18 protein-coding genes are annotated in these 19,430 nt (G+C 71.0%); 12 read left to right on the top strand and 6 right to left on the bottom strand.

Annotated features, from left to right (window positions below; translation table 11 throughout):
* Positions 1 to 61 precede the first annotated feature (61 nt).
* The gene (locus J5V16_RS17005; protein ID WP_208497711.1) at positions 62 to 748 is read left to right on the top strand and encodes a haloacid dehalogenase type II; all 687 of its coding nucleotides are present in this window, start codon (positions 62 to 64) and stop codon (positions 746 to 748) included.
* 122 nt (positions 749 to 870) lie between these two features.
* A complete protein-coding gene (locus tag J5V16_RS17000; protein WP_208497710.1) occupies positions 871 to 1,605 on the top strand; it encodes a GNAT family N-acetyltransferase in 735 nt (244 codons plus the stop codon).
* A gap of 90 nt (positions 1,606 to 1,695) precedes the next feature.
* On the opposite strand, the gene J5V16_RS16995 is transcribed toward J5V16_RS17000, so the two are convergent.
* Complete coding sequence (locus tag J5V16_RS16995; protein WP_208497709.1) at positions 1,696 to 2,262, bottom strand: TetR/AcrR family transcriptional regulator; 567 nt, start codon at positions 2,260 to 2,262, stop codon at positions 1,696 to 1,698.
* Positions 2,263 to 2,354: 92 nt separating this feature from the next.
* Between J5V16_RS16995 and J5V16_RS16990 the strand changes: the two genes are divergently transcribed.
* A complete protein-coding gene (locus J5V16_RS16990; protein ID WP_208497708.1) occupies positions 2,355 to 3,197 on the top strand; it encodes an alpha/beta fold hydrolase in 843 nt (280 codons plus the stop codon).
* A gap of 51 nt (positions 3,198 to 3,248) precedes the next feature.
* Here J5V16_RS16990 and J5V16_RS16985 read toward each other — a convergent pair whose 3' ends face one another.
* Both J5V16_RS16985 and J5V16_RS16980 read right to left on the bottom strand, forming a co-directional pair.
* Positions 3,249 to 5,510 carry a heavy metal translocating P-type ATPase gene (locus tag J5V16_RS16985; protein ID WP_208497707.1) on the bottom strand — a complete coding sequence of 754 codons (2,262 nt, stop codon included), beginning with the start codon at positions 5,508 to 5,510 and terminating at the stop codon, positions 3,249 to 3,251.
* A gap of 28 nt (positions 5,511 to 5,538) precedes the next feature.
* On the bottom strand, positions 5,539 to 6,537 hold the full coding sequence (locus J5V16_RS16980) for a hypothetical protein (RefSeq protein WP_208497706.1): 999 nt from the start codon (positions 6,535 to 6,537) through the stop codon (positions 5,539 to 5,541).
* Positions 6,538 to 6,738: 201 nt separating this feature from the next.
* Here J5V16_RS16980 and J5V16_RS16975 point away from each other — a divergent pair, with 201 nt between their 5' ends.
* From J5V16_RS16975 to J5V16_RS16950, 6 genes are all read left to right on the top strand, one after another.
* A complete protein-coding gene (locus J5V16_RS16975; RefSeq protein WP_208497705.1) occupies positions 6,739 to 7,947 on the top strand; it encodes a cytochrome P450 in 1,209 nt (402 codons plus the stop codon).
* 1 nt (position 7,948) lies between these two features.
* A complete protein-coding gene (locus J5V16_RS16970) occupies positions 7,949 to 8,632 on the top strand; it encodes a TetR/AcrR family transcriptional regulator (RefSeq protein WP_208497704.1) in 684 nt (227 codons plus the stop codon).
* Positions 8,629 to 8,829 carry a ferredoxin gene (locus tag J5V16_RS25115; protein WP_208497989.1) on the top strand — a complete coding sequence of 67 codons (201 nt, stop codon included), beginning with the start codon at positions 8,629 to 8,631 and terminating at the stop codon, positions 8,827 to 8,829. Before J5V16_RS16970 ends, J5V16_RS25115 begins: the two co-directional genes overlap by 4 nt.
* Positions 8,826 to 9,989 carry an NAD(P)/FAD-dependent oxidoreductase gene (locus J5V16_RS16960; protein WP_208497703.1) on the top strand — a complete coding sequence of 388 codons (1,164 nt, stop codon included), beginning with the start codon at positions 8,826 to 8,828 and terminating at the stop codon, positions 9,987 to 9,989. The genes J5V16_RS25115 and J5V16_RS16960 overlap by 4 nt, the downstream gene beginning before the upstream one ends.
* Positions 9,990 to 10,227: 238 nt before the next feature.
* Positions 10,228 to 11,982, top strand: a complete 1,755-nt coding sequence (locus J5V16_RS16955; RefSeq protein ID WP_208497702.1) for an ABC transporter ATP-binding protein — start codon at positions 10,228 to 10,230, stop codon at positions 11,980 to 11,982.
* A gap of 226 nt (positions 11,983 to 12,208) precedes the next feature.
* Positions 12,209 to 13,681, top strand: a complete 1,473-nt coding sequence (locus J5V16_RS16950) for a glycoside hydrolase family 43 protein (RefSeq protein ID WP_208497701.1) — start codon at positions 12,209 to 12,211, stop codon at positions 13,679 to 13,681.
* A gap of 12 nt (positions 13,682 to 13,693) precedes the next feature.
* Here the strand turns inward: J5V16_RS16950 and J5V16_RS16945 are convergent, their stop codons facing one another.
* The 3 genes from J5V16_RS16945 to J5V16_RS16935 all read right to left on the bottom strand — a co-directional run bounded on the left by J5V16_RS16945 (position 13,694) and on the right by J5V16_RS16935 (position 15,089).
* Positions 13,694 to 14,140, bottom strand: a complete 447-nt coding sequence (locus tag J5V16_RS16945; RefSeq protein WP_243901360.1) for a universal stress protein — start codon at positions 14,138 to 14,140, stop codon at positions 13,694 to 13,696.
* 99 nt (positions 14,141 to 14,239) lie between these two features.
* Positions 14,240 to 14,656, bottom strand: coding sequence for a VOC family protein (locus J5V16_RS16940; RefSeq protein ID WP_208497700.1), 417 nt, complete (start codon positions 14,654 to 14,656; stop codon positions 14,240 to 14,242).
* Positions 14,657 to 14,690: 34 nt separating this feature from the next.
* Positions 14,691 to 15,089, bottom strand: a complete 399-nt coding sequence (locus J5V16_RS16935; RefSeq protein ID WP_307792996.1) for an AraC family transcriptional regulator — start codon at positions 15,087 to 15,089, stop codon at positions 14,691 to 14,693.
* A gap of 163 nt (positions 15,090 to 15,252) precedes the next feature.
* Between J5V16_RS16935 and J5V16_RS16930 the strand changes: the two genes are divergently transcribed.
* Genes J5V16_RS16930 through J5V16_RS16920 form a run of 3 tightly spaced genes read left to right on the top strand, consistent with a single transcriptional unit; the run spans position 15,253 to position 19,279 of the window.
* The gene (locus J5V16_RS16930) at positions 15,253 to 16,776 is read left to right on the top strand and encodes an MDR family MFS transporter (protein WP_208497698.1); all 1,524 of its coding nucleotides are present in this window, start codon (positions 15,253 to 15,255) and stop codon (positions 16,774 to 16,776) included.
* An 11-nt stretch (positions 16,777 to 16,787) separates the two neighbouring features.
* Positions 16,788 to 18,338 (top strand): ABC transporter substrate-binding protein, encoded by a 1,551-nt coding sequence (locus J5V16_RS16925; RefSeq protein WP_208497697.1) that lies wholly within the window; start codon positions 16,788 to 16,790, stop codon positions 18,336 to 18,338.
* Positions 18,338 to 19,279 carry an ABC transporter permease gene (locus J5V16_RS16920; RefSeq protein WP_208497696.1) on the top strand — a complete coding sequence of 314 codons (942 nt, stop codon included), beginning with the start codon at positions 18,338 to 18,340 and terminating at the stop codon, positions 19,277 to 19,279. The genes J5V16_RS16925 and J5V16_RS16920 overlap by 1 nt, the downstream gene beginning before the upstream one ends.
* Positions 19,280 to 19,430: the final 151 nt, after the last annotated feature.

Raw genomic sequence — 19,430 nt, 5'->3', positions numbered from 1 at the left:
CCGGTTGACCCGAGCATTCGCGTTTGGCAGGATCGGCCGTGCCAACGGATGGGGGACGCACATGACCGGGATCCGCGATATCGACGTAATCGTCTTCGATGTGCTGGGCACACTGGTCGACGAACCGGGCGGCTTGGCCGCCGCCATCAGAGAGGCCGCGCCCGACACCGAAGCCGACGCCCAGGCACTGGTCGACCTCTGGCTCGGACACGTGGAGAGGGAGCAGGCCCGCATCGTCAAAGGCGAACGCGAATACGCCGATTCCCAGCTCCTCGATGCCGAAGCGGCACTGGCGGTCGCGGCGCGCGTGGGCATCGAAGACCCGGCGACTATCGCGCACCTGGCGAAGGCCGAGCAGCGCCTGGCCCCCTGGGAGGACTCGGTCGCAGGGCTCGAACGACTCTCGTGGCACTTCCCGGTGATCGGCCTGTCCAACGCCAGCCGCGCCGCCCTCCTGCGGCTCAACGCTTTCGCGGGCCTGCGCTGGCACCAAGCGCTCTCGGCCGAATCCGCCGCCACCTACAAACCCGACCCGGCGGTCTACCGCTTGGCCCTCGACGCCGCCGCCTGCGCGCCCGAGCGCGTGCTCATGGTCGCGGCGCACGCGTGGGATCTCCGTGGCGCCCAAGCGGTCGGGATGCGCACGGCCTACATCGGCAGGTCAGTGGGCGACCCGCCCGCCCCGAGCGACACCTTCGACGGACACTTCGACGGCCTCGAATCGCTGGCGGCCGCCCTCGTCACCTGACCAGCGGTCGAACTCGCCACCGAGCTTCGATCGGCGCCGCTGACACGTCGCCGACCCGTTTCGGCCGAGCAGTCCGAATATCAGCGACGAAATTCGTTTCGGGCGGATGGCAGGATCGGAGCATGGTCCCTGATCCTTTGCTGGCGCGGGCGCAGTCGCTATGGGCTTCCCTCGCGGTCGCGCCGGTCGCCTTCACCCGCAACGGCACGAGCGTGGTCGCCTCCCCGGATTCACAGCTGTGCCCGGCGTCATGGGCCGGAATCGTGGCAGTGGGCGGATCGGCGATCGTGACCGTCCCGAGCGGAGCGATGGTCGAGCCGGTGGTCCATGCAGTCCAGCACGCTTCGCCCGACGCGCTCACCGACCCCGATGCCCTGCGGGCGATGCTGCCGGTGAAGGAAGTGCTGGGCCCGGCGAACCTCGCCTACGTCTCACCGGACGCCTTCCTCCCCGCCGCGTCCGGCACGGTGACCGAACGGCTCAATCCCGGACATCCGGATCTGCTGGCGCTCTTGGCTTCGGTGAGCCAGGAGGACGCGGAGGAGAGCGGGATCGGCGAGCTCACCGCCCCGGTCTTCGTGGCGCGCGAAAGTGCGAAAGTCGTTGCCGCGGCAGGCTACGAGAGGTGGCCCGGCGGGACCGCGCACCTGTGCGTGCTGACCGATACGGCCGCGAGAGGCCGCGGGTTGGCGCAACGGGTGGCCTCGGCCGCGGTGGACCGCGCCCTCGCCGACGGCCTGCTGCCGCAGTGGCGCGCAAGGCCTCCTGCCTCCCGTCGAGTCGCGCAAGCCCTCGGCTTCCGCGAGTTGGGAACCCAGCTGAGCGTCTACCTCGACCCGGCTCGACTCGCCGACTGACCAGGCGTTCGAGTGGGACCGGCAGGCCCGGCCGGATCACGTCAGGCCCGCCGTCAGGGCCCGCGGCGGCCGTTCGCGGTGCGGCACCTCCTAGGCGGCTGACCCAGCGGCGTCGAGGAGGGTGATCGCGGCGGCCTTCGCCTGGGCGGCGGCTTCGGGGGACCTCGCGATGGCGGCGGTGGTCTGCGCGCCCTCGATCAGGATCGCGATCTGCGGGGCGACCTCGGCGGGCGCGCCGGCGTCCCGGACCAGGTCGGCCACGTACAGCTGGAACGCCTCCTTCTGCTCCCGCACGGTCTGGGTGACGCCTTCCGATCCGGCGCTCAGCTCGCCGAAGACGTTGATGAACGCGCAGCCGTGGAAGTCGGGTTCGCGGAACCAGGCGTCGAGGAAGTCGAAGACCGACAGCAGCTTCTCGCGGGCGGTCGCAGCCTTCTCGGCGCTCGCGGCGATGCCGGCGTTCCACTGCTCGCGGCGGTGTCGCAGCACGGCCACGATGAGGTCGTCCTTCGACGGGAACAGCGCGTAGATCTTCTTGAGCGAGACCCCGGCCTCGGCGCGGACCGCGTCCATCCCCACTGCTTGCACGCCGCGGGCGTAGAAAAGCCGGTCAGCGGCCTCGACGAGCCTCTCGCGAGCGTCCGTGTCCTGAGTCATAGTCTTGCCCCTTGCGTTGAGAACGATCGTTCTCTATCGTAGTCTGCATAAGCGGAGAACGATCGTTCTCCACTTCGAGAGGGGAAAGAAAAATGGCCACCATCACCGTCGGCAACGAGAACACCAGCCCGATCGAGCTCTACTACGAGGACCAGGGCGAAGGCCAGCCCGTCGTGCTGATCCACGGCTACCCGCTCAACGGCCACAGCTGGGAGAAGCAGACCCGCGAACTCCTCCCCGCCGGCTACCGCGTCATCACCTACGACCGCCGCGGCTTCGGCCAGTCGAGCAAGGTCGGCACCGGCTACGACTACGACACCTTCGCCGCGGACCTGAACGCGGTCCTCGAAACCCTCGACCTGCGCGACGTCATCCTCGTCGGCTTCTCGATGGGCACCGGCGAACTCGCCCGCTACATCAAGAACTACGGCCACGGGCGCATCGCCAAGCTGGCGTTCCTCGCTTCGCTGGAGCCGTTCCTCGTCGAGCGCGACGACAACCCGACCGGCGTCCCGCAGGAGGTCTTCGACGGCATCGCCGACGCCGCGCGGAGCGACCGCTACGCCTGGTTCACCCAGTTCTACAAGGACTTCTACAACCTGGACGAGACGCTCGGCAAGCGCATCAGCCAGGAGGTCGTGACCGCCAACTGGAACACCGCCACGACCTCGGCGCCGGTCGCCGCTTACGCGGTGGTCCCGGCCTGGATCGAGGACTTCCGCGAGGATGTGGCCGCCGTGCGCGCCGCCGGGAAGCCCTCCCTGATCCTCCACGGCACCGCCGACAACATCCTCCCGATCGACTCGACCGGCCGCCCCTTCCACGAGGCCTTCCCCGAAGCCGACTACGTCGAGGTCGAAGGCGCTCCGCACGGTCTCCTGTGGACCCACGCGGAAGAGGTCAACGAGGCCCTGCTCAAGTTCGTCCAGAGCTGACGCACACATACCGAAGGGCGGGCCGCGCGATGCGGCCCGCCCTTCGGGGCGTCAGTCGGTGGCGCCGCTCTTGAAGCTTCGCAGGCGCAGGCTGTTGCCGACCACGAAGACGCTCGAGAACGCCATCGCGGCGCCGGCCAGCATCGGGTTGAGCAGGCCCAGGGCCGCGAGCGGGATCGCCGCGACGTTGTAGGCGAAGGCCCAGAACAGGTTGCCCTTGATCGTGCCGAGCGTCTTGCGAGACAAGCGGATCGCGTCCGCCGCGGCCCGGAGGTCGCCGCGGACCAGGGTCAGGTCGGCGGCCTCGATGGCGACGTCGGTGCCGGTGCCCATCGCCAGGCCGAGGTCGGCCTTGGCGAGGGCGGCGGCGTCGTTGACGCCGTCGCCGACCATGGCGACGACTCGGCCCTCGGCCTGGAGCCGGGCGACCTGGTCGACCTTGTCGGCGGGTAGGACTTCGGCGATGACCTCGTCGATCCCGACCTCGGCGGCGATGCGCTCGGCGACGGCCTTGTTGTCGCCGGTGAGCAGGACCGGGGTGAGGCCGAGGGCCTTGAACTGGGTGATCGCTTCGGCGCTGGTGGGCTTCACGGTGTCCGCGACGATGAGGACGCCGCGGGCCTCGCCGTCCCAGCCGACCGCGACGGCGGTCTTGCCCTCGCGTTCGGCCTCCGCCTTCGCCTCGGCGAGTTCGGGACTCAGTTCGAGGGTCCAGTCGGCGAGGAGCGATTCGCGGCCGACCACGGTGAGGTGGCCTTCGACGATGCCCTGCACGCCTTTGCCTTCGATGTTCTTGAAGTCCTCGACGGCTGGGAGCCGGCCTTCGGCGGCCGCGGCCTTCGCGATCGCCTGTGCCACCGGGTGTTCCGAGGCGTGTTCGAGCGCTCCCGCGAGGCGGAGCAGTTCGGCCCGGTCGGCGCCTTCCTCGGGGAGGGCGTCGACCAGGGTCATCTTGCCGGTGGTCACCGTGCCGGTCTTGTCGAGCACGATCGTGTCGACCTTGCGGGTCGACTCCAGCACCTCGGGGCCCTTGATGAGCACGCCCATCTGCGCGCCGCGGCCGGTGCCGACCAGCAGCGCGGTCGGGGTCGCCAGGCCGAGAGCGCAAGGGCAGGCGATGATCAGGACCGCGACCGCGGCGGTGAACGCGGCCGCCGTCGGGTAGCCCGCGCCGAGCCAGAAGGCCAGGGTGGCGACCGCGATGGCGATGACGATCGGGACGAAGATCCCCGAGACCTTGTCGGCCAGGCGCTGCACCTCGGCCTTCCCGGACTGGGCGTCCTCGACGAGCTTCGCCATCTGCGCGAGCTGCGTGTCCGAGCCGATCGCGGTGGCGCGCACGACGAGGCGTCCGCCCGCGTTGACCGTGGCGCCGGTGACCGCGTCGCCCGCGCCGACCTCGACGGGCACCGATTCGCCCGTGAGCATCGAGGCGTCCACGGCGGAGGTGCCGGAGACGATCACGCCGTCGGTGGCGATCTTCTCGCCCGGGCGGACCACGAACTCGTCGCCGACGGCGAGGTCCTTGATCGGGACGCGGGTCTCGACGCCGTCGCGGAGCACGGCGACGTCCTTGGCGCCCATGTGAAGCAGCGCCCGCAGGGCCGCGCCGGCCCGGCGCTTCGAGCGCTTCTCGAAGTAGCGGCCCGCGAGGATGAACATGGTGACCCCGGCCGCGACCTCGAGGTAGATGTTCGCGGCCCCGTCGCTCGGTTCGACGGTGAGCTCGAACGGGTGGGTCATGCCCGGGGTCCCGGCGGTGCCGAAGAACAGGGCGTACAGCGACCACGCGAACGCGGCCAGCGTCCCGACCGAGACCAGGGTGTCCATAGTGGCCGCACCGTGGCGCAGGTTCGTCCACGCGGCCTTGTGGAACGGCCACGCCGCCCAGATGATGACGGGCCAGGCGAGCGCCAGCGACGCCCACTGCCAGAAGTCGAACTGGAGGGCCGGGATCATCGACATGGCGATGACCGGGACCGAGAGGACGATCGAGCCGATGAGTCGCTGGCGCAGCGAGTCCAGTTCGGGGTCGGGGCGCTCGTCGTCGTCCGCTTCGGTCGTCTCGGGTTCGGGGGGCAGGGGGAGGGCGGCGGTGTAGCCGGTCTTCTCGACCACGGCGATGAGCTCGGCCGGGTCGATGCCTGCGGGGGCTTCGATGCGGGCCTTCTCGGTGGCGTAGTTGACGGTGGCGGTGACGCCCTCGACCTTATTGAGCTTCTTCTCGATCCGCATCGCGCAGGAGGCGCAGGTCATGCCGCCGATCTCGAGTTCGATGCGGTCGATCGGCCCGGGGGGCAGAGCGGTGCTCATGGTCGTCCTTCCTCTCTCGGTCGGGGGCTCAGTGGCCGTGGCCGTCGTCTTCGTGGGTGGATTCGGGTTCGGTGGGGGCTGCATCGTCCTCGGCGGGTTCCGTCGGGACGGCGTCCGGAGTCTCGCCGGCGGTGTCCACTACGAAGGCGGCGCTGTGGACTCGGCCTTCGACCTGGAAGTCGAAGTACAGGTAGTACCGACCCGCGGTGGGCACCTCGGTGGCGAACGCGACGGTGGGGCCGCTCAGGTCGCCCGCCTGCGGTTCCTCGCCCTCGGGGTGGACGTGGAGGTAGGCGAGGTCGCCTTCGCGAAGGGCCACAAGGTGACCGAACGCGCCCAGGTACGGCTCGATGGCGGTCACCGGCTCGCCGTCGCGTGTCACTTCGGCCGTGACCTCGGCGGAGGCGCCCGCGGTGATGTCGCCGTTCAGGGTCACGGTGTACCCGTCGACCTCGGTCGTCAGCCTCGGCTCGACCGGGATCTCGGGGCCGAAGTCGCCCGCGACCTCGATGGTGCGGGTGAGGGTCACGTCGAGGTCGGCGGCGGCGCCGGGGACGAAGTCGGCGTAGACGCGGTAGGTGCCCGCGGCGTCCCAGGTCCAGGGGAGGGACCAGGTGCCGTCGGCGGCGAGTTCGGGGTGCACGTGGCGGAAGTGGGTGCCGTCGGTGCGGACCACGATGAGGTGCAGGTCCTTCTCGTGGGACTCGGTGTACTCGGTGAGGGGCGCGCCCGCGGGGTCGCTGATCTGGAAGGCGAGTTCGCCGGGAGTGCCGGTCGCGGCCGGGGCGGCGATCTCGCCGAGGATGTAGCCGTCCTGCTCGATCGCGAGGCCGCGCACGGGCTGGGCGCCGCCGTGCCCTCCGTGGCCTTCGTCTTCGGTCTCGCCGTGGCCGCCGTCGTGGCCGGCCTGCTCGTTCCAGTCGTCGGCGGCGTCGTCGGGGACGACCGCGGCGGCCGTCCCGAATGCGGCTGCGAACAGCACCGCGAGACCGCCGCCGTAGAGGCCGAGGCGTGTTCCGGTGTTCATAGCGTTCCTCCCGCTCCGATGATACCCCCTTAGGGTATCTCCATAGCCCGTATTCTTACCCCCAGGGGGTATATCTGTCAACCGATGTGACCCACGTCAAAGGAACTCCCGTGCGCTCTATTTTAAGTCAGGTGCTTGACTTACGAGAGATGCCGCGCTTGAATAGGGCGAAATCGTCGCCGAAGCCGAGGAGGCATCGCAATGGTTCAAGAGCACGCAGAAGTGCTGAAATACCCGCTTCCCAACGAGCACACCCTGGAGCCGCCCGCCGCATGGGCCGAGCTGCGCGGCAAGTGCCCCGTCGCCCACGTGACCTTCCCCAGCGGCGACGCCGCCCGCCTGCTCACCCGCTACGACGACGTCAAGGCCCTGCTCGCCGACCCCCGCTTCGAGCGCAGCGGCACCGGCGAAGACGCCGCCCGCATCTCCGCGGGCGAGTACGACGCGCTCACCAACTCCGAGATGGCCGCCGTCCTGCCCGGCTCGGGCGAAGGCCACCTCGTGTGGCGCCGCCAGCTCAACAAGTGGTTCACCGCCAAGCAGATGGCGCGCCTGCGCCCCCGCATCGCCGAGACCGCCGAGCGACTCGTCAATGAGATGACCGCCAAGGGCGCGCCCGCCGACCTCAAGGCCGACCTCGGCTTCCCGCTCCCGGTCTGGGTGATCTGCGAGATCCTCGGCGTCCCCGAATCCGACCGCGACAAGTTCTCGTACTGGTCGGACACCATGCTCAACCTCGACCGGTACACCGCCGACGAGATGCGCGCCTCCCAAGCGGAGTTCACCGCCTACCTCGCCGCCCACGTCGCCGCCAAGCGCGAGCACCCCGGCGACGACCTCCTCTCGGAGCTCGCCAACGACCCCGAGTTCCCCTTCCCCGACGCCGCGCTCATCGCCACCGGCCAGGGCCTCCTCGTCGCCGGGCACGAGACCACCGCCAACATGATCGGCAAGATGACCGCCATGCTGCTCGCCGACCGCAGCCGCTGGGAGGCGCTGCTCGCCGACCCGACCCTCGTGCGGCCCGCCGTCGAAGAGGCGCTGCGCCTCGACGTCAACGCCGGGTTCGGCATGATCCGCTACGTCGACCAGGAGATCGCGATCGCAGGTGAGACGATCGCGCCCGGGACCACCGTGGTCTGCTCCATGGCCGCCGCCAACCGCGACGAGGCCGTCTTCGACAACGCCGCCGAGATGGACCTCGCCCGCACCCCCAACCCGCACTTGGCCTTCGGCGCCGGCCTCCACTCCTGCCTCGGGCAGGCGCTCGCCCGCACCGAACTCCAAGTCACCCTCGAAGTGCTGCTGCGCAAGCTCCCCACCCTGGAGCTCGCCGTCCCCGAGAGCGACCTCGAGAAGGTCGAGGGCCTGCTCGTGGGGGGATTGGTCGCCGTCCCGGTTAGATGGTGACATGAACACGACGAGCACCAAGCGCACCGAACGCGCCGCGGCCACCCGCGACGCCATCGTCACCGCCGCCGAGCGCCTGTTCGCCGAGCAGGGCGTTCAGGCCGTCTCCAACCGCCAGATCAGCGAAGCCGCCGGCCAGGGCAACAACGCCGCCGTCGGCTACCACTTCGGCGCGAAGGCCGACCTCATCCGCGAGATCGTCCGCCGCCATGTGACGGCGATGGAGCCGCTGCGCGCCCGCATGTACGCCGCCATCAAGGACTCCGAGGACCTCCGCGACTGGGTCGCATGCCTGGTCGTGCCGGTCACCGAGCACTACGACTCGCTCGGTCGGCCCTCGTGGTTCGCGCGCTTCGCCGCCCAGGTCCAGTTCGACCCCCGGCTGCGCGCCATCCTCGAAGAGGAAGCGCTGCGGGCCGAATCGCTCGACCTCACCGTCGAAGGCATCAGCCGGTACCTGCCGGACCTGCCCGAAGCGGTGGCGGCGCAACGGTTCCAGATGGTGCAGATGCTCATGGTGCTCACCCCCGCCGCCCGCGAGGCGGCGATCGCCAAGGGCGAGCCTGTCTACGGCTCCTCCTGGCGCGAAGCCGGGGACGCGCTCGTCGACGCCATCGTCGGCCTGCTGCAGGCCCCCCACCACGCCGCCGCCGGCGGCCCGGGAACACCAGGGAGCACACCATAAAGATCACCGTCTACGAAGACAAATGCTGCGGCGCAGGATCCTGCGTCATGGCCGCACCCGACGTCTTCGACCAGCGCGACGAGGACGGCATCGTCGTCCTCCTCGACCCCTCGCCCGGCGACGAGCAGCTCGACGCCGTCCGCGAGGCCGCCGGCGTCTGCCCGGCCCTCGCGATCGAGCTCAGCGAGACGCCGTGAACGCGCCGGCGAGCGTGCTCGTCGTCGGCGCGTCGGCCGCGGGCCTCGCCACGGCTGAGGCGCTGCGCCGCAAGGGTTTCGAAGGCCGGCTCACGCTCCTCGGCGCTGAGGCGCACCTGCCGTACGACCGGCCGCCGCTCTCCAAGCAGGTCCTCAGCGGCGACTGGGTGCCCGAACGGGCCAGGCTCCGATCCGAGACGACATTGTCCGAACTGGACATCGACCTCGTGCTCGGCGAAGCCGCCGTCAGCCTCGACGCCGCGAAGCGCCAGGTCAAGACCGACCGTGAACGCGAGCTCGCCGCCGACGCGATCGTCATCGCCACCGGCGTGCGGCCGCGCGCCCTCCCCGGCACCGCCGGGCTCTCTGGCGTGCACCTGCTGCGCACCATGGAAGACGCGCTCGCACTGCAGGCCGAACTGACCGCTTCTCGCCGCCTCGTGGTCGTCGGCGACGGCGTCCTCGGCACCGAGATCGCCGCCACCGCAACGAAACGCTGCGGATCGGTGACGCTCGTCGGCCCGCAGGCCGCGCCCATGGAGCAACAGATCGGCGCCGACACCGCCAAAGCGCTCGCCGCGCTCCACGCCGAACGCGGCGTCGACCTGCGCCCCGGCGTCGGCGTCGACGGCCTGGTCGAAACGGGCGGCAGCGTCAGCGGGGTCCGCCTCGCCACCGGGGAAGTGCTCCCGGCCGACGCGGTCGTCGTCTCGATCGGGTCCATGCCGGCCACCGAATGGCTCGCCGGGTCCGGGCTCCGGGTCGAGGACGGCGTCGTCTGCGACGCGCACTGCCGTGCCGCCGAAGGCATCTGGGCCGTCGGGGACGTGGCGCGCTGGCATCACCGCGGGCTCGGGCGCTCGCTGCGGCTCGAGAACCGCACGAACGCCACCGAGCAGGCCGGAGCCGTCGCCGCCGGCATCCTCGGCGCGGCCGGCGCGTACGAGCCGGTTCCGTACTTCTGGACCGACCAGTTCGACGTGAAGATCCAGGTGTACGGCCTACCGGGTCCGCACGCCGACACCGAAGTGGTCGAAGGGGACCCGGCCGACGGCCGGTTCGTGCTGCGCTGCACCGAGAACGGCCGCGTGAGCGCGATCGTCGGCTGGAACATGCCGAAGCAGGCCCGCCTGCGCCGCGCCGAGATCGCCTACGCGTAACGCCTATACCGCCCGTGACCTGGGCAGAAGGGGACAGGCCGCCGTCTTCGGGCGGCGGCCTGTGACGTACCGGTAAAGCGGAGGCGGATTCCGGGGGCCGGGGTTATGGTCGAGGGCGGTGACTCCACGCGGCTACGGTGCGTCGCGGGGCACCGCGCGGCGGCGGTCTCCCGACCCCATCTCGGACCCGTTGCCGCCCAAGCCGAACCCACGAATAGAACATGGGGCCATTGCCGCAATGGAATCCATCACCCTCGACGGGAAACGTCCGCTCGCCTCGGTCGCGCGGACGCTGCGCCCCAAGCGGGGCCGCCTCATCGCCGCCACCCTCTTCTTCGCCGTCAAAGACAGCCCCCTCTGGCTCATGCCGGTCATCACCGGTCTGGCCGTGGACATCGTCGTCGACGGCGGCCCGCTCTCCACGCTCGGCTGGCTCGCCGTCGGCGCGGGCGTGCTCGTCCTCCAGAACCTCGTCACCCACGTGTGGTTCGTGCGCCTCTACATGGGCGCGATCCGCTCCCTCGGCGCCGACTTCCGCAACGCGCTCGCCGCGCGGCTCCAGCTCCTGTCCATCGGGTTCCACTCCCGCTCGAACGCCTCGATCATCCAGAGCAAGGTCGTGCGCGACGTCGAGAACGTGGAGATGATGTTCGCCCAGTCGGGCGGGCCGTTCCTCTCCGCGGTGTTCGTCTTCGCCGGCGCGATCACCATGACCGCGCTGACGGTGCCGCAGTTCCTGCCGGTCTTCGCGCTCTCGCTGCCGTGCGGTGTCGGCGTCTGGTGGTTCCTGCGCCGCCGCACGCAGGAGCGCAACCAGGAGTTCCGGCGCGAGATGGAGGCGTTCTCGGCGCGCGTCGGCGAGATGGCCGCGCTCATGCCGATCACCCGCGCGCACGGGCTCGAGCACGTCGCCGCCGGGCGGGTCTCGGAGGTCGCCGAGGAGGTGCGCCATCGCGGCCTGCGCCTCGACGTGCTCAACAGCCAGTTCGGGGCCGCGAGCTGGGTCTCCATGCAGCTCTTGTCGGTCGGGTGCCTGCTGCTCGCGGCCATGGTCGCCCTGCTGGAGTGGGCGCCCATCTCGGCCGGACAGGTCGTGGTGCTCGGCACCTACTTCTCGATGCTCACCGGCGCGGTCGGCTCGGTGCTCAACCTCGTGCCGATCACGGCGCGCGGCACCGAGTCGGTGCGGTCGATCGCGGAGGTCCTCGAGGACCCCGACGTCGAGTACAACGAAGGCAAGCCCACTGTGGATAGTGTGGAGGGCCGGATCGAGCTGCGCGGCGTCACCGTGCGGTACCCGGACGGCGGCGCGCCCGCCCTCGATGCGGTCGACCTCGAGATCGCGGCGGGCAGGACCGTGGCGCTCGTCGGGCCCTCCGGTTCGGGCAAGTCCACGATGATGAACACCGTGCTCGGCCTCCTCCGGCCCGAGAGTGGCACCGTGCTGCTCGACGGCGCGGACATGGAGGCGCTGGACATGCGGTCGGTGCGGCGGCACGTCTCGGTGGTGCCGCAGGACTCGGTCCTGTTCGAGGGCTCGGTGCGCGACAACATCACGTACGGGCTCGGGCCGATCGACGACGAGCGGGTGCGGCAGGCGCTGCGCGACGCGAACGCCCTCGACTTCGTCGAGGCCCTTGCGGACGGGTGGCACACCGTGGTCGGCGAGCGGGGCGCGCGGCTTTCGGGCGGGCAGCGCCAGCGCCTGTCGATCGCGCGGGCGCTCATCCGCGATCCGCGGATCCTGTTCCTGGACGAGGCGACGAGCGCGCTCGACTCGGAGTCGGAGCGGCACATCCAGGGCGCGCTCGAGACACTGATGCGCGGGCGCACGACGCTGGTGGTGGCGCACCGGCTCAGCACGATCCGACGCGCGGACGTGATCGTGGTGCTCGAGCACGGGCGGATCACCGAGCAGGGCACGCATGAGGAGCTGCTCGAGCGCTCGGGCCGGTACGCGCGGACGTGGGGTGTGCAGCACGCGGCGGTGTGAGGTGCGGTGATGCCGCCGCCGGGCGGGCATACGGGTGGCCCCGGGTACCCGCCCAGTCCCACCTTCGCCACTACCAGTGAAAAAGGACAGGGTCCCATAGGGGTCCGACGAAAATCCGGATTCGAACAGGAGGCGAGCGGCGCTCATGCGCGGTGGGCTGTGCGCGGTTGACAAAGTTTGGCGACACAACTTAGTCTGGTGCCCTGTGCCGACTAAGGGGAGCAGCGTGAGCCGTCAAGCCGTGTCCGGGGCCGAGCATCCGATCGTCTCCGGCTTCCACCCGGACCCGTCGATCTGCCGCGTGGGCGAGGACTACTACCTCGCCCACTCCAGCTTCGAGTACTTCCCCGGCGCCCCGATCTTCCACAGCCGCGACCTCGTGCACTGGAAGCAGATCGGCAACATCCTCGACCGGCGCAGCCAGTTCGTCCCCGGCGGCGGCACCGCCTCGGGCGGGATCTACGGCCCGACCCTGCGCCACCACGGCGGCCGCTTCTACTACGTCACCACGAACGTCTACGACTCCCGCGGCCAGCTCATCGTCTCCGCCGAGGACCCGGCCGGGGAGTGGAGCGAGCCGGTGTTCGTGCGCGAAGCGGCCGGCATCGACCCCGACCTGTGCTGGGGCGACGACGGCGAGTGCTACCTGTCCTGGACGGGCGGCGTCGCCGGCTCCGACCTCAAGGGCATCCTGCAGGCCCGGATCGACCCGGACACCGGCGAGATGAAGGGCGAGCCGTACCTCGTCTGGCAGGGCACGGGACTCGCCGCTTGCGAAGCGCCCCATATGCACCGGGTCGGCGACCACTGGTACCTGATGCTGGCCGAGGGCGGCACCGAACGCGGCCACTCGGTCACCTTCGCGCGCGCCGAGCACCCCGAGGGCCCTTGGGAGGCCTGCCCTTCGAACCCGGTCTTCTCGCACCGCTCGACGGCGCTCCCGGTGCAGAACACCGGCCACGCCGACCTGGTCCAGACCGCCACCGGCGAGTGGGCGGCCGTCTACCTCGCGGTGCGCCCGCGCGGATTCACGCCGCAGTTCCACGTGCTCGGCCGCGAGACGTTCCTGGCCGGCGTCGACTGGGTCGACGGCTGGCCCGTGTTCGACGAGCACCGCTACGACTTCACCCCCGACGACACGACGTTCGTGGACGACTTCGCTTCGGAGGCTTGGGATCTGCGCTGGGTCGCAGCGTCGAGCGAGCCTGACGCGGTCGCCGAGCGCACCGGCGAGGGCCTCAACCTCCGCGACCCGGGCGACGGCTCGCCCGGGCTGCTCTGCACCCGCGTGCGCGACCTGCGGTGGAGCGCTGAAGCGGAGTTCGAGGACACCGGCCGCTTCGTCCTGTGGCTCGATGAACGCCACTGGTACGGCCTGACCTGCGAGAACGGTGAAGTGCGCGCGGAAGCGCGGCTGAGCGGCGCCACCGCCCTGCTCGGTTCGGCGCCCGCGCCGGAAGGCCCGCTCGTGCTGCGGATCGATGCGGTCGAGCCGGACGCCGAGACCCTGACGGCCATCGGACCGGACGACATCGTGCTCTCGGTCAAGAACGGCGAGGACTTCGTGGAGCTGGGCAGGCTCGACGGCCGCTACCTCTCGACCGAGGTGGCGACCGGGTTCACGGGCCGGATGCTCGGCGTGGGCGCGGTGGGCGGCGGCTCGCTGCTGCGCGAATACCGTTACCGCCCGACGGAGTAACCGGCCCGCCGTTCAGTCCGTTTCGCGGACGACCACCACCGGGCAGCTGGCGTGGCTGACGCAGTAGTGGCTCACCGACCCGATCAGGGTCCCGACGAAACCGCCGTGCCCGCGGCTGCCCACCACCAGCAGGTCGGCGCCCTCCGCCATGTCGATGAGCGACTTGGCGGGGTGGCCGCCGATGGTGTGGTGCTCGACCTCCACGTCCCGCTGCGCGCCGAGGGCGTTGTCGACCGCCGCCTCGAGGGACTCCCTCGCGGACTTGTCGAACTCCTCGCCCCCGGGCAGGACCATCATGCCGCTGCCGTACATGGTCGGCACTTCCCAGGCCTGCACGGCCTCGACCTTGGCGCCGGTGCGGCGTGCCTGCTCGATGGCCCATTCGAGGGCCTTGATCGAGGGCCCGGACCCGTCCACGCCGACGACGATGCGCTCTTGCCGCTCCATGCTCTCGTCCATGACCCCTCCTCAAGACGGATGCGCACGGGGAATACCCGCTGCAGCGGGGGGCGAACCCTCGCCGCCCGAGCGTGCGGGACGCCCGGGCGGCGCCGCGCGTCAGGCGTCCGGGCCGCCCGGCTGGGTGATGCGGATGTGGTTGCCGAACGGGTCGCGCAGCGCGCAGTCGATGCCGTACGGCTGCTCTGTCGGCTCCTCGGTGAACTCCACGCCGAGGTCCTTGAGGCGCTTGTAGTCGCCGCGGCAGTCGTCCGTGGTGAGGATGGTCGAACCGAGCGCGCCCTTGGTGAGCAGGTCGCGGATGACCGCGGCCGTCTCGTCGCTCTGCGAGGGCGGGCCGGGGACCTCGAGGAGGATGCTGCGCTCGGGCTGGTTCGGCGGCGCGACCGTCAGCCAGCGCATGAAGCCGAGGTCGACGTCCGAGGAGACTTCGAAGCCGAGCTTGCCGACGTAGAAGTCGATCGCCTCCTCCTGGTCGAGGACGAACACGGTGTGAATGCTGATGCCTGTGAACATGGCACCAGCCTAGGGGGGCCTTGGCCCGGTGCGCTTATCCGAAACTGCTCGGTCGGGTCCAGGACCGCACGAAGCAGCTCGGCGCGTTGATCGGGGCGCTGTCGGCCCGGTACCGGGTGGGGGAGCGGCCGATGATCGCGGTGAAGGTGCGGCTGAAGGTACCGAGGCTGTCGAAGCCGACTGCGAGCGAGATTTCGGTGACGGGGGCAGTGGTGTCGCGGAGCATCGCGCAGGCGCGTTCGATGCGGCGGCGCTGGAGGTAGCGGTGCGGGGTCTCGCCGAAGGCGGCGCGGAACCGGCGGCTGAAGTGCGCGGGGGACATGAGGGCGACGCGGGCGAGCGCCGGGACGTCGAGGGGCTGGGCGAAGTCGCGGTCCATGGCGTCGCGGGCGCGCAGGAGCCGGCGGTTCTGGTCTTCGCCTGGGGTCTTCACCGGCATCCTCCGAGGTCACGTGCGTGTATGCCGATGATCGCATAGGCGGGGGCAGGTCACATCCGCGGTTTCGCCCGGTGTATTGAAAACGGGTTCCGTTATCTTTGTCGAAACCGACTGCCCCCGGCGCTCCCCGGCGCCGCCACCGCCCAGGCGAGGTCCCTTGCGCACCATCCGGTCCTTCACGGCCCAGCCGCTGCCCGTGCGGCTTCTCCTGGTGAACCAGCTCGGCGTCAACCTCGGCTTCTACATGGTCATCCCCTACCTCGCGGTGCACCTCGAAGCCTCGGCCGGGATGTCGCTCGCCGCGATCGGGGTCGTGCTCGGGGTGCGGAACCTCGCCCAGCAGGGCCTCAACCTGGTCGGCGGCACCGCTTCGGACCGGCTCGGCCCGCGCGGCGTCATCATCGCCGGATGCTTCTTGCGCGCCTTGGGGTTCGGGCTGTTCGCCCTCACGCCCTCGTTCGGGGTGGCCATCGCGGGCACGATCGTCAGCGGCGTCGCCGGGGCACTGTTCAACCCGGCGGTGCGCGCCTATGTCGCCGAAGCGGCCGGCGACAAGCGCGCTGAGGCGTTCGCGCTGTTCAACTTGTCCGCGAACGTCGGGATGTGCCTCGGCCCGCTCGTGGGCAGCGCGCTCGTCGTAATCGACTTCCGGCTCGGGGCGCTGGCGTCCGCGCTGGTGTTCCTGGGCCTGGCGGTCGCGCAGATGCTGTCGCTGCCGCCGCACCGGGCGCCGAAGTCCGGGACGACGGTGCTCGGCGGCTGGCGGGAGGCGTTCGGGGACAGGGGCTTCATGGCGTTCACGCTCGCCACGACCGCGCTGTTCGCCCTCCAGAACCAGCTGTACCTGCTGCTGCCGAAGGCCGCCGTGGACTCGACGGGCACCGCGTGGGCGACCGCCGCGGTGTTCGGCGCTTCGACGGTGGCGACGCTCGGGCTGCAGGTGCGCAGCACCGAATGGTGTCAGCGGCGCCTGAGCCGGGCGGGGGCGATCGCGCTCGGCATGGCGCTCATCGGCGCGGCCTTCGTGCCGCCGATACTGCTGCCCGCGAGCGCGCCCGGACTGCATTTCGCGGCGGTGCTCGTCTCGGCGCTGCTGCTGTCGATCGGGGTCATGGTCGCGCAGCCGTTCGTCATGGAACTCATCCCCGGCTATGCGCCGCAAGGGCTCACGGGAACGTACTTCGGCGTCTACTACCTCCTCTCGGGCGTCGTCGCGGCCATCGGCACCAGCGCGGTCGGCCTCGTCGCCGACCTCGCGGGCGACGGTGCCGCCTGGGCGTCGTGGGCCTGCTGCGCGCTCCTCGGGTTCGGCTCCGCCTTGGCCGTCAACGCGATGCGCGGTTCGCGGTCGCTCGAGGCCGCGGCCGGTCCGCAGCGCACCGTGGGCGCGGGGGGCGCCGAACCGGCCGCCGCCGAGGCGAAGCGCGTGGCGCCGCACGGCACCGACTCCCCGGCCCGCATGACCGCAGACGCCGCGTCCCCCGATGCCGCGCCCTGCGACTCGCCGTCGAAGGCGGCCGCCCCGGGCACGCTCCTCCGGCCCGCAACCGTGCCGCACACCGAGCCCGCAGGGACGCCCGGATCCCCAGAGGGCGATACGCCGCTGCCGACCGCCCCGCACGCCGATTCAGTGCCCTCCGACGCGCAGCGCCGCGCGAACCTCTTGCACCGCAACCGATAAGGAACGAACAGATGTCCAGCCCTTCGCCCCGCCCGCACCTGTCCCGCCGCGCCGTCCTCGGCGCCGCCGGCCTCGCCGTCACCTCCGGCGCCGCGCTCACCGCCTGCAGCAGCGACGCCGACCCCGCCGCGACCGCTCCGACGACCGGCGGCACCCTCCGCGCCGCCTTCGCCGGCGGCGGCGCCGACGAGACCATCGACCCGCACCGCGTCAACCTCTTCGCCGACGCCGCCCGCGCCAAAGCCGTCTACGACAAACTCGCCGACCTCGGCGCCGACATGGCCGCCGTGCCCCGCCTCGCCGAATCCTGGACGCCCGACGCCGACCTCACCGTCTGGACCGTCAAGCTCCGGCAAGCGACCTTCCACGACGGCAGCCCCGTGCGCGCCGCCGACGTCCTCTACAGCTACCGGCGCATCGCGAACCCCGACGAGACCTTCCGAGCCAAGCAGGACCTCGCCCCCATCGACCTTGACGCCAGCAAAGCGCTCGACGACCAGACCGTCGAGTTCGTCCTCAAATACCCCCTCGCGGAATTCCCGAACTCGCTCGCCGCCTTCGGCGCCTACATCGTCCCCGAAGGCGCCGAGACCTTCGACGCGCCGATCGGCTCCGGCCCCTTCACGTTCGTGTCCTTCACTCCCGGCAGCGAGTTCACCGCCGCCCGCTTCGACGACTACTGGGACGGCGCGCCCAACATCGACCGCCTCCAGATCGTCGTCGCCGACGAGGAGTCCGCGCGCATCAACGCCCTCCTCGGCGGCCAGGTCGAATACGCCCACGACCTCTCTGCGACCACCGCGCGCGCCAACGAGGGCAACGACGCCGTCACCCTGATCGCGTCCCCCGGCTCCAACATGCTCGGCTTCGCCATGAAGACCGACCGCGCCCCCTTCGACAAACCCGAAGTGCGCCAAGCGATGTTCCTCCTCTGCGACCGGGACGAACTCGTCGAGTCCGTGCTCTCCGGGCGCGGCCAGATCGGCAACGACCTGTACGGCCTCGGCTTCGAGCACTATGCCGCCGACATCCCCCAGCGCGAACGCGACCTCGAGACCGCCACGCAGCTCCTCGCCGCCGCCGGCGTCACCTCGATCACCCTCGACACCGCCGACGTCGGCTCCGGCTTCACCGAAGCCGCCCAGATCTTCGCCGAGCAGATCCGCGAAGCCGGCGTCGAGGTCGAGATCAACGAACGCAACGCCGACACCTACTGGGCCGACGTGCTCACCGAAGGCCAGATCGCCTCGTACCGCTCCGGCGCGATGCCCATCGCCTCCCACATCTCGCAGCGGCTCCTCACCGACTCGCCCACCAACCTCACCCAGTGGCACCACGCCGACTTCGACGAGCTGTACCTCAAGCTCCAGTCCACCGCCGACGACGCCGAGCGCGAAACGCTCTACCAGGAGATCCAGCAGCGCCTCCACGACGAGGGCGGCTACTTGATCTGGGGCTTCGCGGACTGGATCGTCGGCACCCTGCCCGGCGTGCAGGGCGTCGCGCAGGCGCCCGCGAACACCCTCGACTGGGCGCGTTTCGACAAGGTCTGGATGGCCTAGTGCTCGCTTACGCGGCCAAGCGGATCGGCCTCGGCGCGGCGCAAGTCGTCGCCGTGGCCGTCCTCGCGTTCGCACTGGTCGAGCTGCTCCCCGGCGACGCGGCCGTCGCCCTCGCCGGGGACCAGCCCGACCCCGCGAACATCCAGCGGATCCGCGAGCAGATGCACCTCGACGAACCCGCCCTCGCCCGGCTCGCCGGCTGGCTCGGCGGCCTCCTCAACGGCGACCTCGGCGCGTCCCTCGTCTCCGGACGGCCCGTCGCCGACCTCCTCGCCACCGCCGTCCAGCCGACGCTCGTCCTCGCCGGGCTCACGCTAATCCTGCTGCTGCCCTGGGCGATCGGCCTCGGCGTCGTCGCCGCCCGCCGGCAGGGCCGCTGGCCGGACCGGCTCATCACCACGTTCACCGTCGGCCTGTACTCGGTGCCCGAGTTCGCGCTCGCGGTGCTGCTGGTGAGCGTCTTCGCGATCGGCCTCGCGTGGCTACCGCCCACCGCCGTGGGCGTGCCGTCGCTGCTGGCCGAGCCCGCGGTCCTGGTGCTGCCCTTGCTGGTGCTGCTGGCCCGGCCGATCTGCTCGATCGCGCGGCTCGTGCGCGCCGGGATGATCGACGCGCTCGACTCCGAGTACGTCGCGCACGCACGCCGGGCGGGGATTTCGGAGCGGCGGGTCGTCTTCGCGCACGCGTTGCCGAACGCGGTCACCCCGGCGGTCGCCCAGATCGCGCGCACCGCCGACTGGCTGCTCGGCGGCGTGATCGTCGTCGAAAGCGTCTTCGTCATCCCCGGCTTGGGCACCGCGCTCGTGGACGCGGTTAACGCCCGAGACCTCCCTGTGGTGCAAGGCATCGCGGTCGTCTTCGGCGCGAGCACCGTCCTTGTGAACCTCGCCGCCGACCTGGTCGCCTTCCGCCTCGCCCCGCGAATGGAGGTCGTCCGATGAACCGGGGGCAGCCGTCGTCACGTCGAGAACCGCGGTGCCCCTCGACGCGATCCGACCCGCACCGACCGCGGACCCGTCCGGTTCCCTTCGCGGCTGGCCCGTGCGAACCGCGGACCCGTCTGGTCCGCTTCGCGGCTGACGCGCGCCGACC

Source organism: Glycomyces niveus, from assembly GCF_017592475.1.
Taxonomy (GTDB): domain Bacteria; phylum Actinomycetota; class Actinomycetes; order Mycobacteriales; family Micromonosporaceae; genus Glycomyces; species Glycomyces niveus.
The sequence above is the reverse complement of the archived record's forward strand: the minus strand, read 5'-3'. Positions and strand labels throughout refer to the sequence as shown.

What these genes read in the sequence shown, in the direction of transcription:
- J5V16_RS17005 (WP_208497711.1), top strand. Translation starts at nt 62, where the DNA reads ATGACCGGGATCCGCGATATCGACGTAATCGTCTTCGATGTGCTGGGC.
- J5V16_RS17000 (WP_208497710.1), top strand. Translation starts at nt 871, where the DNA reads ATGGTCCCTGATCCTTTGCTGGCGCGGGCGCAGTCGCTATGGGCTTCC.
- J5V16_RS16995 (WP_208497709.1), bottom strand. Translation starts at nt 2,262, where the DNA reads ATGACTCAGGACACGGACGCTCGCGAGAGGCTCGTCGAGGCCGCTGAC.
- J5V16_RS16990 (WP_208497708.1), top strand. Translation starts at nt 2,355, where the DNA reads ATGGCCACCATCACCGTCGGCAACGAGAACACCAGCCCGATCGAGCTC.
- J5V16_RS16985 (WP_208497707.1), bottom strand. Translation starts at nt 5,510, where the DNA reads ATGAGCACCGCTCTGCCCCCCGGGCCGATCGACCGCATCGAACTCGAG.
- J5V16_RS16980 (WP_208497706.1), bottom strand. Translation starts at nt 6,537, where the DNA reads ATGAACACCGGAACACGCCTCGGCCTCTACGGCGGCGGTCTCGCGGTG.
- J5V16_RS16975 (WP_208497705.1), top strand. Translation starts at nt 6,739, where the DNA reads ATGGTTCAAGAGCACGCAGAAGTGCTGAAATACCCGCTTCCCAACGAG.
- J5V16_RS16970 (WP_208497704.1), top strand. Translation starts at nt 7,949, where the DNA reads ATGAACACGACGAGCACCAAGCGCACCGAACGCGCCGCGGCCACCCGC.
- J5V16_RS16955 (WP_208497702.1), top strand. Translation starts at nt 10,228, where the DNA reads ATGGAATCCATCACCCTCGACGGGAAACGTCCGCTCGCCTCGGTCGCG.
- J5V16_RS16945 (WP_243901360.1), bottom strand. Translation starts at nt 14,140, where the DNA reads ATGGACGAGAGCATGGAGCGGCAAGAGCGCATCGTCGTCGGCGTGGAC.
- J5V16_RS16940 (WP_208497700.1), bottom strand. Translation starts at nt 14,656, where the DNA reads ATGTTCACAGGCATCAGCATTCACACCGTGTTCGTCCTCGACCAGGAG.
- J5V16_RS16925 (WP_208497697.1), top strand. Translation starts at nt 16,788, where the DNA reads ATGTCCAGCCCTTCGCCCCGCCCGCACCTGTCCCGCCGCGCCGTCCTC.